At 32.8% G+C, this 14,024-nt stretch carries 14 protein-coding genes; 12 read left to right on the top strand and 2 right to left on the bottom strand.

Going from position 1 to position 14,024, the window contains the following annotated elements:
* Positions 1-29 precede the first annotated feature (29 nt).
* The 3 genes from B5X64_RS08275 to B5X64_RS08265 all read left to right on the top strand — a co-directional run bounded on the left by B5X64_RS08275 (position 30) and on the right by B5X64_RS08265 (position 3,916).
* Positions 30-674 (top strand): MgtC/SapB family protein, encoded by a 645-nt coding sequence (locus tag B5X64_RS08275; RefSeq protein WP_079464781.1) that lies wholly within the window; start codon positions 30-32, stop codon positions 672-674.
* 258 nt (positions 675-932) lie between these two features.
* Positions 933-1,514: a Crp/Fnr family transcriptional regulator gene (locus B5X64_RS08270; RefSeq protein ID WP_079464780.1), complete on the top strand. Its 582-nt coding sequence runs from the start codon at positions 933-935 to the stop codon at positions 1,512-1,514.
* A gap of 260 nt (positions 1,515-1,774) precedes the next feature.
* Positions 1,775-3,916, top strand: coding sequence for a S46 family peptidase (locus B5X64_RS08265; RefSeq protein ID WP_079464779.1), 2,142 nt, complete (start codon positions 1,775-1,777; stop codon positions 3,914-3,916).
* Between the two features lie 81 nt (positions 3,917-3,997).
* Here the strand turns inward: B5X64_RS08265 and B5X64_RS08260 are convergent, their stop codons facing one another.
* The gene (locus B5X64_RS08260; RefSeq protein WP_079464778.1) at positions 3,998-4,567 is read right to left on the bottom strand and encodes a Crp/Fnr family transcriptional regulator; all 570 of its coding nucleotides are present in this window, start codon (positions 4,565-4,567) and stop codon (positions 3,998-4,000) included.
* Between the two features lie 119 nt (positions 4,568-4,686).
* Here B5X64_RS08260 and B5X64_RS08255 point away from each other — a divergent pair, with 119 nt between their 5' ends.
* The gene (locus tag B5X64_RS08255) at positions 4,687-5,841 is read left to right on the top strand and encodes an MFS transporter (RefSeq protein WP_079464777.1); all 1,155 of its coding nucleotides are present in this window, start codon (positions 4,687-4,689) and stop codon (positions 5,839-5,841) included.
* Positions 5,842-5,853: 12 nt separating this feature from the next.
* Positions 5,854-6,243, top strand: a complete 390-nt coding sequence (locus tag B5X64_RS08250; protein ID WP_079464776.1) for a VOC family protein — start codon at positions 5,854-5,856, stop codon at positions 6,241-6,243.
* A gap of 134 nt (positions 6,244-6,377) precedes the next feature.
* Here B5X64_RS08250 and B5X64_RS08245 read toward each other — a convergent pair whose 3' ends face one another.
* Complete coding sequence (locus B5X64_RS08245) at positions 6,378-9,245, bottom strand: M16 family metallopeptidase (protein WP_079464775.1); 2,868 nt, start codon at positions 9,243-9,245, stop codon at positions 6,378-6,380.
* A gap of 207 nt (positions 9,246-9,452) precedes the next feature.
* Here B5X64_RS08245 and B5X64_RS08240 point away from each other — a divergent pair, with 207 nt between their 5' ends.
* From B5X64_RS08240 to B5X64_RS08210, 7 genes are all read left to right on the top strand, one after another.
* Positions 9,453-9,716, top strand: a complete 264-nt coding sequence (locus B5X64_RS08240) for a hypothetical protein (RefSeq protein ID WP_079464774.1) — start codon at positions 9,453-9,455, stop codon at positions 9,714-9,716.
* 114 nt (positions 9,717-9,830) lie between these two features.
* The gene (locus B5X64_RS08235) at positions 9,831-10,118 is read left to right on the top strand and encodes a hypothetical protein (protein ID WP_079464773.1); all 288 of its coding nucleotides are present in this window, start codon (positions 9,831-9,833) and stop codon (positions 10,116-10,118) included.
* A 73-nt stretch (positions 10,119-10,191) separates the two neighbouring features.
* Complete coding sequence (locus B5X64_RS08230) at positions 10,192-11,025, top strand: GLPGLI family protein (RefSeq protein ID WP_079464772.1); 834 nt, start codon at positions 10,192-10,194, stop codon at positions 11,023-11,025.
* 76 nt (positions 11,026-11,101) lie between these two features.
* Positions 11,102-11,974, top strand: coding sequence for a hypothetical protein (locus B5X64_RS08225; protein ID WP_079464771.1), 873 nt, complete (start codon positions 11,102-11,104; stop codon positions 11,972-11,974).
* A gap of 21 nt (positions 11,975-11,995) precedes the next feature.
* The gene (locus B5X64_RS08220) at positions 11,996-12,553 is read left to right on the top strand and encodes a YdeI/OmpD-associated family protein (protein WP_079464770.1); all 558 of its coding nucleotides are present in this window, start codon (positions 11,996-11,998) and stop codon (positions 12,551-12,553) included.
* A 58-nt stretch (positions 12,554-12,611) separates the two neighbouring features.
* Complete coding sequence (locus tag B5X64_RS08215) at positions 12,612-13,322, top strand: hypothetical protein (protein WP_079464769.1); 711 nt, start codon at positions 12,612-12,614, stop codon at positions 13,320-13,322.
* 26 nt (positions 13,323-13,348) lie between these two features.
* A complete protein-coding gene (locus tag B5X64_RS08210) occupies positions 13,349-13,912 on the top strand; it encodes a DUF4256 domain-containing protein (protein WP_079464768.1) in 564 nt (187 codons plus the stop codon).
* The last annotated feature ends 112 nt before the right edge of the window (positions 13,913-14,024 follow it).

Raw genomic sequence — 14,024 nt, 5'->3', positions numbered from 1 at the left:
TTGTAACTTTATTTCATTAAAATTATAAAATGGATTTTCTAAAAGACCACTCCATTCAAAACGAATTGCTTTTGATATTTATTTCGGTATTCCTCGGTCTTTGCATCGGTGCAGAAAGAGAATACAGAAACAAATCTGCAGGTTTAAGGACCTTTATTCTTGTCTGTTTCGGAGCTTGTCTTTTCACCATTCTTTCCATAAAAATAGGAGTTGATGATCCCGATCGTATTGCCGCCAATATTATTACCGGAATTGGTTTTTTGGGAGCAGGAGTTATTTTCAAAGGAGACAATAAAATCGACGGAATCACTACTGCCACAACAATTTGGGCAACTGCATCGATAGGAATGGCAGTTGGTTCCGGATATGTTTATTTATCATTATTAGGAACTGTTTTGGTTTTGTTAATTCTGAGTTCGCTTACTTATTTTCAAACGTATATTGATCATACTCACAAAATCCGAGAGTATAAAATTGCAGTCTCCAATAGAGAAAATCTTGATTATTGTGAACAATTATTTAAAAGAAATCATTTGAAGTTCGTCGTCATCAAACAGCAGTTTTCAAAAGGATCATCCAGTACAACCTGGCTTCTTACAGGAAAAAATAATCATCATGAAAATTTGATTAAACAGATGATGAATGATGAGAAAATTGATTCTTTTCAGTTTTAAAAATTCATTTTCATTAAAAAATTGAAATTTTCACAGATTAATGATCTCTGCTAAAAAAATAAATAAATTCAAATATCTTTAATTTAAATTTATTCATAAACTGTAGTATTAATTTATATTCTTAATTCAGTTTATTTTAATAGTGATTTTCAAAATATACAATTATAATCAGAAATGATGAACCTCGGAAAAGCTCAGGTTTAAAACAAATTAAATATTACTTTTACAATAGAAGAAACTAATATCCATAAGGATTTCATGGAAAAACTACTGAATATTTACAATAGTATAGAAGGTCTTTCTCACGAAGAAGCTTTGTATCACGTCAATAAATTTGAGAAGATTGTTTTTGCAAAAAAAACAATGATTTTAAAGGAAGGAACCGTAGAAGATTATCTGTATTTTATCGACAAAGGAATTATCCGATTTTTTGTAAATAAAGTACATCCTACCGAGCCGTCAAAAGAAATTACTTTCTCTTTTATTGCAGAAAATACGTTTTGTAGCGCTTATGATTCGTTTATTACCCGAAATCCTTGTGCTTACAATGTAGAAACAGTGCAGGAAACTGTGGTGTATAGAATTCACTTTGATGATCTTCAGGAGCTTTATGAAAGAAGTAAAGTCGGAAATTATTTAGGAAGAATCTCTGCTGAGAATTTGTATGTAAGAAAAACTCAGCGTGAAATATCTTTACTCATGCACAGTGCAGAAGAACGTTATCTGAATTTGGCGAAAGCATATCCTAATTTTATCCGAGAAATACCTTTGAAGCATATTGCATCATACATCGGAATAACTCCGCAAGCGTTAAGCCGCATCAGAAAACAGAATTTATGAACATAGGTTCATTTTTTTGCTCAAAAATAATCACTTATTTTGCAGGACGAAAAGAAAACACAAGTGATGAAATTTTCTTTCTCAAAATCAATGAAATAAAAAGCATCACAGTGTAACAGATTTTTTGAAATTTATTTTTGTAAAGATCTTCAACTGAAAAAAAACATATCCCGAAAACCCTTCCTAAATTTTATTTTTAGGAAGGGTTTTTCTTTTCTTAAAAAAATTAAAATGCGTATTTTAGACAAAATTTTTAAATAATGATAAAACGTAATCTTCTTATTGCTTCGGCTTTCTTCACTTTCTCTTGGGGAATCGCTCAGCAATACGGTGGAATGTGGATTCCTACTGAACTTAATGAAAAGGAAATGAAAGATCTTGGGATGAAAATTTCTGCTAAAGATATTTTTAATACACAAAAACCAAGCATCAAAGATGCAGTAGTGCAGTTCAATGGCGGTTGTACAGCCGAAATCATTTCACCAAAAGGATTATTACTTACCAATCACCACTGTGGTTACGGACAAATTCAGGCGCATTCTACCGTACAAAATGACCTTCTTTCTAACGGATTCTGGGCAAAAAATATGAGTACAGAACTTCCAAATCCGGGAGTGACTGTTGATTTTATTGTTGACATTAAAGATGTTTCTGCTCAGATTTTAGAAGATACTGATAACCTTCAGGAACCGGAACTCGCAAAACAAATCGCAAAAAATATTGAGATTTATAAAAATTCTCAGAAAATAGAAAACTATCAGTCGATTTCTGTAAAACCGATGTATTACGGCAATAAGTTTTACGCTTACGTAATCGAAACTTACAAAGATGTACGTTTGGTGGGAGCACCTCCTCAAAGTATCGGAAAATTCGGAAGCGATACAGACAACTGGGTTTGGCCGAGACATACGGGAGATTTCTCAATGTTCAGAATTTATGCCGATAAAAACAACAAGCCTGCAGAATATTCTAAAGACAACGTTCCTTACGTTCCGAAACATTACCTTCCTGTTTCTATAAAAGATAAGGCAGAAAATGATTTCACATTTGTATTCGGATTTCCGGGAAGAACTACTGAATATCTTCCTGCGATTGCGGTAGAGAAGATCATGAAAGAGATCGATCCTGCAAGAATTGCCGTGCGCGACGTTGCTCTGAAAACTTTAGACGAAAAAATGCGTACTGATGATGCCACAAGAATTAAATACGCTTCTAAATTTGCCTCTGTAGCCAACTATTGGAAAAAATGGATCGGTGAAGTGGAAGGTTTGAAAAAATCTAACGCTGTACAGAAAAAAGTAATGTACGAAGGTTCTTTGGTTGCTAAAAATCCTCAGGTAAAAACAACGTTAGACCAATTAAATAAACTGTATAACGATCAGGCTCCTTACGCTTTAAATAATGCGTATTACAGCGAAGTTATAAAAAATGCAGAAACATTTGCGCTTGCCAATTTATATTCTAATTACATTACTTCTGTAGAAGCCGGAAGAATGGATGAAAAAGGAATTGCTGCTTTTAAGAAAAAACTGACATCTTTCTACAAAGATTACAGCGCTGAACTTGATTCTAAAGTTACCGCTAAACTTTTAGCATTATATGCCAACAAAACTGACGCTCAGTTTTTGCCGGCTGGTTTTGATAAATATAAAAATGAAGCGCAGAATATCACAAGCTTTGAAGAATTATCAAAAAATTCTGTCATCACAGGAAGAAGCCAGGTAAGTGGTGCAGCTCTTAACGGAGATATTGAAAAAGCATTTTCAAACCAGGATAAATTAATCAAAACGATTAAAAAGGATGCCGTTTATCAGTTATTTATGAGTATTAAAGATACTTATATGAAAACTGCAGATCCGCAATTTACAAGTTTACAGACTAAGATTGATGCGCTGCAGAAAACCTATATGGCGCAGCAAATGGCTACTGATAAAGACAGAAAATTCTTCCCTGATGCCAATTCTACGCTTCGTGTAACTTACGGAAAAGTAAAAGGATCTACTCCAAAAGATGCAGTAACTTACGATTACCAAACGCATTTAGCAGGAGTTATGGAGAAATATGTTCCAGGAGATTATGAATTTGATGTTCCTCAAAAGCTGATTGATCTTTACAACAAAAAAGATTACGGAAATTACAAAGATAAAAGTGGTGATGTTCCTGTAGGATTTACAGCTACGAACCATACAACAGGTGGAAATTCCGGAAGCCCGGCTTTGGATGCACACGGAAATCTTGTTGGATTGAATTTCGACAGACAGTGGGAAGGAACGATGAGTGACATCAATTACGATCCACGTTTCAGCAGAAACATTATGGTTGACACGAAATATATTCTTTTCATTATCGATAAATTTGCCGATTCAAAATGGCTGATTGATGAGATGAAAGTTGTAAAATAACATCTATTTTATCTAAATCTAAAAGATAAGATTCAATATAAAACCCCTTGAAATTACTTCAAGGGGTTTTCGTTTTTTATATTACAAAACTCCCGCTCTTACACGGCTTAAAGTTTCGGGTGACATCAACAGATAAGATGCAATGTGTGCAACAGAAGCACGTCTGGAAACATAAGGAAGTTCTTTACAAAATCTATCATAACGTTCTCTGGAGTTTTCAAAACGCCAGGAATCTGCTTTTTGTTGAGAAACAACAAGCTTGTACTCCATGACCGCTCTATATAATAGATTCATTTCGGGAAATTCATCACAAAGTTTTTTCCATTTATCATAGTCCAAAAGAAATAATGTAGAAGGCTCCAAAGCTTCAATGAGTAAACGGGTTGGTTGCTGTAAAAACAGACTTTCCAGACAGGTTGCAATATTCCCTTCACAAGAAAAATGTTCCGTTATGTCTCGCCCATCTTTATAATAAAACTGGCGAACCATCCCTTTTTGTACAATATAGAGATAACGGCTTATTGTTCCTTCTTCTAAAATCATTTCATCTTTTTGATACTGTTTTTGTATCAATATCGATTCAAACTTCAACATTAATTCCTCAGAAAGTTCAACCTTATATTTTTCCAGTAGGTTTTTAATCACATTCATTATTAAAAAATCAGGGTTTAAAATTATTAATTTTAATTGAATCAACACGAAAATGACGTTCGTCATTTTGCTTTCGTTAATCTGTCATTAGCTTTGCAGCATAATTTTCAAAAACAAACATGACTCAACAGAAATTGCCACGAATACGTCTCAGTATTTTTTATTTTTATTTTATCATGGGATTGATATTTGCCAGTTGGGCAAGCAGAATTCCGGATATCAAATCTTCTCTTAATTTGAACGACGGTCAGTTGGGTCAGGTATTATTTGCGATGCCTTTAGGACAACTTATGATGATGGTAGTTTCCGGTTATTTGGTCAACAAGTTCGGAAGCAAAATTATTCTGATAACTGCAATGACGTTATACGGAATTACACTCACACTCATCTCCCAAGCCAACAGCTTTAGTCTTTTGTTTTTAATCCTATTTTTCTTCGGGATCACTTCGAATATGGCCAATATTGCTGTAAACACACAAGCTGTTGGTTTAGAAGCACTGTACAAGCGAAACATCATGTCTTCTTTTCACGGATTATGGAGTCTTGGCGGATTAACAGGCGGAATATTGGGTGCTGTTTTTGCAGAAACAAAATTTTCTATTTTCACTCATTTAGTCATTATATTAATCCTTGGGATTATAGGAATCATAATATTCAGTCGGGGTTTATTAGCTCAGGATATTAAGGAAAATTCAGATGTTACAACTTCTAAAAAAGCATTCAAATTAGATTCAGCGATAATCATTTTAGGATTGATAGGATTTGGAAGTATGTTCTGTGAAGGAACAATGTTCGATTGGAGCAGTGTTTATTTTTCCACAATTATAAAACCTGACGAAACTTTCGTACGAATGGGATACATCGCAAGTATGGGTGCAATGACATTTGGACGTTTTGTTGCCGATCGATTTGTAAACCGTTATCAGGCTTCCGTTGTCTTAAGATTTTGTGGAATATTAATCACATCAGGATTATTATTAGCTACGATTGCACCAGGATTAATTATCTCGACTTTCGGCTTTCTGTTGATAGGATTAGGAGTTTCATCCATCGTTCCTATTTGTTACAGTGCTGCAGGAAGATTAAAAACAATGTCCGCAAGTATTGCTATTACAGCCGTTTCTTCCATCAGTTTTATGGGTTTTATGATCGGTCCGCCATTAATTGGTCTGCTTTCAGAGATAACAGATCTTAGAATTGCACTATTAGCAGCATCTTCTTTCGGAATCTTAATTATTGTACTCTCTTATCAATACAAGTCAATTAAATTTTAAAATATAAAATCTATGAAAATTGAACATTTAGCCATTTGGGTAGACGATTTGGAAAAGATACGGGAGTTTTATCTGAACTACTTTAATGTAACGTCTAACGAGAAATATACCAATACCAAAAAAGGTTTTACCTCTTATTTTTTAGATTTTGGTGAAGGTAAAACACGAATTGAATTAATGAATATGCAGGATATCGTTCAAGAACCTGATAAAAGAGGATTTACGAAAGGGATTGCCCATTTCGCCATTTCTGTTGGCAGTAAAGAAGCTGTAAATCATTTAACAGAAAGATTACGCGCTGATCATTATACAATCGAAAGCGAACCTAGAACCACTGGTGATGGTTATTACGAAAGCGTTGTTCTGGATCCTGAAGGAAATTATGTAGAAATTTCTATGTAGCTTCATTAATTTCTTTCAATAAAAAAAGAGCTGTTTCCATTAAACATGAAACAGCTCTTTTTTATTTTATCAATATTGGCTAAACCATTCTATGATATATTTTTTTATATCATAAAATTCATTAGACTCATTGTTTAATATCCAAAAATATCCTCACGGCTTACTTCCTGGAAACTTCCCATTTCGTTCACAGCATTCATATTTAGGTTTTCCTTTTTCCCAATGATGGCGGTGTTAAAATCAATAGGTTTTATTTCGGCCTGATAAAAATCTTTCACATCATTAAACTTCAGATTTTCGATCTGATGATAAATATCTTTTCTGAAATCATAATTAATTCCCAGCTTTTTCAGTCTCAAAGTATTAAAGAAAATATTGGTTCTGGTAATTCTTGCAGAAGCAATCTGTTTTAATGCAGAGTTTTTGGCATTTTCAAACTGAACCGGAACTTCAGGAAGTTTATTCATCAAATCGCTCATTGTATCGACAGCAATCTGCAATTTGTCAGGTTGAGTTCCGATGTATGTTGTGATATAATCCGGATGATTCAGCTCTGAATTTGGCGAATAAGAAACATACGCCGAATAAGCTAAACTCTTGCTTTCACGAATTTCCTGAAAGACAATTGAAGATAAACCGCGCCCAAAATATTCATTAAAAACATTGATTGTTCCGAAGTTTTCAGGATTTACATTTCGGCTTTTTCCGACTTTGCTCATTTCCATCTGCACCATATCGTAATCGGTGAAGTATACTTTTCCTGTCGTTTCCTGTTCAGGATATTTTTTAGGTTCAGAAACTTTAAAATCTTCATTCACAATATAATTTGGAATATAATTTTTAAAACTTTCAAAATCTTTTCCATAGAAGAAAATCTGATAAGGGAAACCAAACAGCTTTTTCATACGGTCGGTAAATTCTTCTACTTTCGCATTTTCAAGCTCCTCTTTTGAAATAGTATCTAAAAATCTCGAGTTTTTACCAAGCTTTGTATAAGTTGTCAAAGCCGTCATGATGCGGTTTTTGTCTTTTTTTACAGCTTCACGATTTTCCAGAATAGTTTCTACAAACTGATTGTAGATTTCCTGATCAGGCTTTACTTCATGCATCCAATTCTGCAACAATGAAATACCTTTTTCAAGATTAGATTCTAATCCGCTTAAAGAAATTGTAAGCTGATCTGAACTGGTTTTAAAATCATTGCTGACCCCGATTTTGAAGAATTCTTTCTTTAAATCTTCAGGCGAAAATTTTTCTGTTCCTAAATACTGCAAAACCTGTGTAGAAATTCCTAACTCTCTATCGTGATCGCTTCCAAAAGGAAAAATAAAGTATACCTGCGCAATTTCGTTGTATTTATTTTCTACGAAACTTATTTTTTTATTTTGAATTTCATCAGTTTTAATTTCTTTCTGATAATCAATAAATTCAGGCTTAATATCTTCTGTTTTATCGGCTAAAATTTCCTGCAGAAATTCTGACTGTGCTTCACGGTTAATTTTAATAGGGGTAATTCCCGGATTTTCAACTCTTAAAAGCTGATCATTGATTCCTTTTTCTTTATTGATAATCACATAATTATCTTTGAAAAAAACATTCGCAAAATCAATAATATCCTGCTTTGTAAAAGCCGCATATTCATCCATTTCGCTTAACTCTTCTTTCCAGGTTCTGCCTTTAATGTAGGTGTCGTAAAGGTTGGTAGCAAGACCTTCTGCGGTTTCAAGACCTTTTAATCTTTGGAGCTTAAAATCATTGATGATTGCGGGAAGTATCCAATCAGGAAAATCTCCTTTTTTCAACAACTCGATTTGCTCCAATATCATCTCTTTTGCTTCTGATAAAGTCTGATTTTCTTTCGGAACAGCCACTACTGAAAAATAGCCGTATTGTTTTAATCCTAAAGAATAGGCTTGAGCAAAAAGCATTTTTTGAGTCTGATTGATATTCAAATCCAACAATCCAGCTTCTCCTCTATTGCTCAAAATATTAGCTGTAATATCAGCAAGCATTGCTTCTCTGGTTCCGTAGCTGTCGGTTCTCCAGGCTAATTGAAGTCTTGGTGTTGTCGGGCTTTTTACGGTTCTTTCAACAATTTCAGTAAGTGGTTTTTCTATAATTAAATCTTTCTTTGGTAATTCTTTGTATGGAATTTTACCAAAATATTCATCAACTAATACAACGGTTTTTTCAAAATCTAAATCTCCAACTAAAACAATTGCATAATTATTGGGAACATAATATTCATCAAAATATTTGTGAATCGCCTTCATTGAAGGATTCTTCAAATGTTCAGGATTTCCTAAAGTAGTTTGCTGTCCGTTTGGATGAGTCGGGAAAAGTGCATCCATCAATTCGTAATTCACCAATCGTGAATCGTTATCCTGAGCACGGTTGAATTCTTCATAAACAGATTCCAATTCGGTATGGAAAAGACGTAAAACGATCTCTGAAAAACGTTCTTTCTCTACTTTCAGCCATTTTTCAAGTTCATTGTTGGGAATATTGTTTTTGTAGACTGTTTCGTCAAACCATGTGTGGGCATTGGTTCCCGTCGCTCCTAAAGAAGAAATCGCCTTGTCATATTCATTGGCAATCGCATATTGACTTGCTTCCTGAGAAATTTCGTCAATTTTCTGATAAATTTCTTTTTTCAGTTCTGGGTTTTGTTCAGCTTTATGCTCTTCGTATAAGTCTGAAATTTTTTCGATTAAAACTTTTTCTTTTTCCCAATTATGAGTTCCTATTTTTGATGTTCCTTTAAACATCATATGCTCTAAATAATGCGCCAAACCGGTGTTATCAGAAGGATCGTTGTTGCTTCCTGTTCTCACCGGAATAAAAGTCTGAATTTTTGGAGCATCGAAATTTTGAGCAAGAAAGACTTTCAAACCATTTTTCAGGGTATAAATTCTTACTTTATTTTCGTCGTTGGTAATGGTTATATAATCGTAATTGTTTTTATCAGTATGATGTATTTCTCTGTACGTTTTGTCAGTCATATTTTCATTTTACAGGTTCTAAAATTTTAGAACATCTTACAAATTTACGGATTCAAAAAATAAAAGCTACCACGATTGATTATATTAAATCTATCATAACGATTTATTTTATTTTCATTGTAATAAAACCTTAAAAAACCTCTTTTTATTTTACTTTAATTCCTTATATTTAATGGTAATTAAGCCCTAAAATTACATTTTAAAATTATGATAATTGAGCTTGTTCCTGTTATTGAAATTACTAATTATTACGAAAATATTCCTACTCCTTCTGATGGACCATCTTGGAAATTCCCTGATGAATGGGAGAATTATTTCCTTCTGACAAATGTAGAAGCTGGATATTCCAAAGATTTAAAATCTTATTCTAAAGGCAGTTCATTATATCAAATTAATGAAATTTCTGATGCCGATTTATTAAAATTAATTCAGAAAGAAATTAATGTGCAACAAAGTGATGAAAATTTATGAATAGAAGATTTAGTTTCTCCTTTTTATGGAGGCTATATTTTAAAAATTGATGGAATAAATAAATATTTCCCACAATGTTGCAGTGATTTAGGCGATATTGAAGAATGGGATGACTTGCTTGACGAAGAAGAAAGTAACTTTTATATGGGATACCCTTCTCCAAGAATAGAAAAATCGAAAAACACAGTAACTTTTGATTTTCTCAACTCTGAAATTCAGGAAAATTATTGTCCGCCAATTTTGGTTGATTATTTAATGATTGATAAAGAAAAACTCGCAATAGCAATTCAAGAAGCCAAAAAGGAATTAGATATTTTTGCCAAAAGACTTATTGAAATTAATGAATCTGAATATTTAAATATTCCAAATATTGAAAAAATATTTGTTTATGGAAATGTATAAAATCGAATATTATTAAAATTAATAATTCTCTATTTAAGGAATTTTATTTATCTTGTTCCTTCAAAATTTCAAAATGAAAAAAGTAGCATTTATCATTATTCTTTCAGTAGCAGGCTTAATAAAAGCCCAAACCAACCGCTTTTTTTATGAGGTAAAATTTAAAGAAGACTCTACACAAACTGAGCATCAGAAAATTTTTATGGTTTTGGATATTAATCCTGATGAAACAAAATATTATGACAATACTTTTCTGGAAAAAGACTCTATCAATAAAGCTAATGGTTCACAAAACACCAATTGGACAAGTCAAATTCCAATAACCAGGAAGAAAAACTCCAATAAAAATATCAATTATACTTTTATAGACGACCAGCTTTATTCTTATCCTACCGAAGATTTAATACAATGGAAATTGTCTGATAAAACAAAAAAATATTTGCACTTCGATCTTCAAGAAGCAACTGCAGATTTCGGAGGCAGAAAATGGACGGCTTGGTTCACAAAAGAAATTCCGCTTTCAGAAGGCCCTTATAAATTCACAGGATTGCCGGGTCTTATCGTTTTGTTGGAGGACAACCGTAATCAATATAATTTTGCTCTTGTTAAAAGTAAGAAATTAGAAAAAACGTATGATACATCAAACTTGCTAGAAGTTCGATATGGAAACAAACCGCTTCCGATAAGTGAGAAAATGTATCTAAAAAAAGCTCTTGAATATTATAATGATCCTTTGCAGGAAATAAGAGCAGAAATGAAAAGTGGAACAATAAAAAGCTATGAAGACGGAGGAAAACGCTACACCAAACCTGAAGAATTAGTTCCTCTAATCAGAGAAGAGCAGGAATATATTCGCAAACATAATAATCCTATTGAGCTTAATAAAGCAATACAATATCCTTTGAAATAAGACATCATCAGAAAAAAGGTATCTATTAAGTTAAAAATTATGATATCTTTAATTAATGTAAATTAAATTTTAAAAAATGGACATTCCCGAAAATTTCACTGAATTCCTTCATTGGATTAAAAAAGAAACTGAAAAAACTTGGAGTGGAGATTTTTGTGAAAAATGGATACAAGGTGCTAAATGGATTGGAATGACCAATAATCAAATAAATGAAGTTGAAAAAAAATACTCAATACAATTTACTCCTGAACATAGGGAATTTTTAGAAATCCTACACACTATAGACAGAAAAGAAATAATTGAAAATAAAGATGAGTGGGGTGATGAGATAACTGAGTATCCTTTTTTTTATAATTGGTTAGAAGATCACGAAGAAATCAAAGAAAAATTAAATTGGCCCTATGAAACCATTCTTCGAGATGTAGTAGGTAGAAACGGAGTGTGGCTAAAATCTTGGGGTAAAAGGCCAGATTCAGAAGAAGAAAAAACAAAAATATTTACAGATTGGTACAATCATTCCCCAACGTTGCTTCCATTAACATCTCACCGATTTATTATTAGCAATTCTAATTTAAAATATAGACCAATTCTGTCTATCTGGGGTTCTGATATTATTATTTATGGGTGGAGCTTAAGAACTTACTTATTAAATGAATTAAATTATCATTTAGATATTTGGACGGAAGAATATGATGAGGAAGATCAGCAGAGCTATTCTGTACTTAATGAAGAAGCAAAGAAAATTCATGATGATGATTATAAATTTGATAGCAATAAAAAAATTCCCTATTGGGAAGAACTTATATTGTTATGGAATACTGGATGGAAGAGTTTCGGTTTAGAATTCCCTAGTCAAACTAATTCACCTGTTTATCCAATCATGAAAACTTATATACCAGATGATTCTGAAAGTAATCAGAAAGTTTTTAATGATTTTAAAAATCCTTAAAAGCCAAATTAAAAATAACTAATGCAACCAACCTTCTTTCCCACACCTCAAGATTTCAGAGACTGGCTCGATAAAAACCATAAAACCAAACAAGAATTATTGGTAGGTTTCTATAAAGTCGGCACTAAAAAGCCATCAATAACTTGGTCTGAATCTGTAGATCAGGCTTTATGTTTTGGCTGGATTGACGGCGTGAGAAGATCTATTGATGAAGAAAGTTACAGCATCCGATTTACACCAAGAAAGCCGACAAGTATTTGGAGCGTTGTGAATATTAAAAAAATCGAAGAGCTCACCACAGCAGGATTGATGCAGGAAGCTGGTTTAAAAGCATTCAAACTTAGGAAGGAAGAAAAATCCGGGATTTATTCTCACGAAAAAGAACCTGCAAAACTTACATCAGATTATCAAAAACAGTTTAAAGCCAATAAAAAAGCGTGGGATTTTTTTGAAAAACAGGCTCCTTCTTATAAAAAAGTAATGATCCATTGGATTATGAGCGCCAAACAAGAGAAAACACAGATTTCAAGATTAGAAAAAGTCATTTCGGAAAGTGAAAATGGAAAAAGAATTTCTTAAAATCATTCATTCAGATCAAGCTAAATTTTATTATTTTTGAAATCCAAGTCAAAACAATATGAAGAAAATTGTTGCATTTTCACTTTTGGTTTATTGTATTTCTTGCAGTCCCGGCCCGGAAAAGAATAAAGATAAAAAAGCCGAACGAAAAAAAGAAATTCAGCGAATTGCCGTAAAAAAAGATTCTTTACAACGAGACACCATCGAATTTGTTTCCTATAATGACGATTTTGATTATTCACAACTCAACGGTAAAAAAGGGAAAGAAGAAATCAGTTATATTAATGATCAAAATAACGACCGTAGTTTTCTGAGAGGTGATCTGATCGCTATTGAATATAAAAACGATTCGATCTACATTGCCGGAGACGGAGAAACACCTCAAAATGCAGAATGGATTGTTTCTGCGAAAAAAATAAAAGACGGAAAAGTTTCAAAATTCAGAAAAGAATATAATCTGCCAATTAAGTATCATTACTCAAAAGAAGGAGAAATTTCCAGTACTTATCTAGATCATTTATACAAGCTTGCAGAATATTACATCGCCAATTCAAAGAAAGATTTGATAAAAATTTCTCTCAAAAATAAAGAGCAGCTCGGATATTCTGTTGAAAAGCAAAAGAAGAATGAGAAAGATTATTATGTTTTGGGAATTTATGTAGAATTTGAGCATCGAGTAAGTCCTTTTCAATGGCTTTATATCGATCCTGAAACCGATACAATCTATGAATACGATCTGCCAAATGACAAACTGATCGAGTTCCCGTAGTTTTAAACCTAAAAAATCTGAAGAAAATGCCACAAAAAAAACAATTATCTGAAAAAGAAACCATAGAACTTCTTGATATTCTGCAACAGCGTTTTGAGAAAAACAAAAGCCGTCATGAAAATCTGAACTGGTCAAAAATTGAGGCAAAATTAAATTTAAATCCATCAAAATTATGGTCGCTACACCAAATGGAAATTTCTGGCGGAGAACCCGACATTGTCGATTACGATGAAAAAACTGATGAATATATTTTCTTCGATTGTTCTGCAGAAAGTCCAAAAGGCAGAAGAAGTTTTTGCTATGACCGTGAAGCTTTAGATTCCAGAAAAGAACATAAGCCGCAAAATGATGTAATGACTGCTGCCAAAGAAATCGGTATAGAAATTCTTTCCGAAGAACAATATCGTTATTTACAAAGTGTAGGAAAATTTGACCAGAAAACTTCAAGCTGGATTAAAACTCCGAAAGAAATCAGAGAATTGGGTGGCGCGTTATTCTGTGACCGCCGCTACAATACCGTTTTTGTGTATCACAACGGAGCCGATTCTTATTATGCGGCAAGAGCTTTCAGAGGGGTTTTGAAGGTTTAATATACTTATTAATATTCGTCAGTTCGATTTCTATGACATTTGCAAGTTGTTTTCATACACAGAATTGTTTTTAATTAAAGCATAAACTCTGTGTATGATTTTATTTCTAATC

The sequence above is a fragment of the Chryseobacterium balustinum genome, from assembly GCF_900168205.1.
GTDB classification, from domain to species: Bacteria; Bacteroidota; Bacteroidia; order Flavobacteriales; family Weeksellaceae; genus Chryseobacterium; species Chryseobacterium balustinum.
This window is presented reverse-complemented; position numbering and strand designations above follow the sequence as displayed.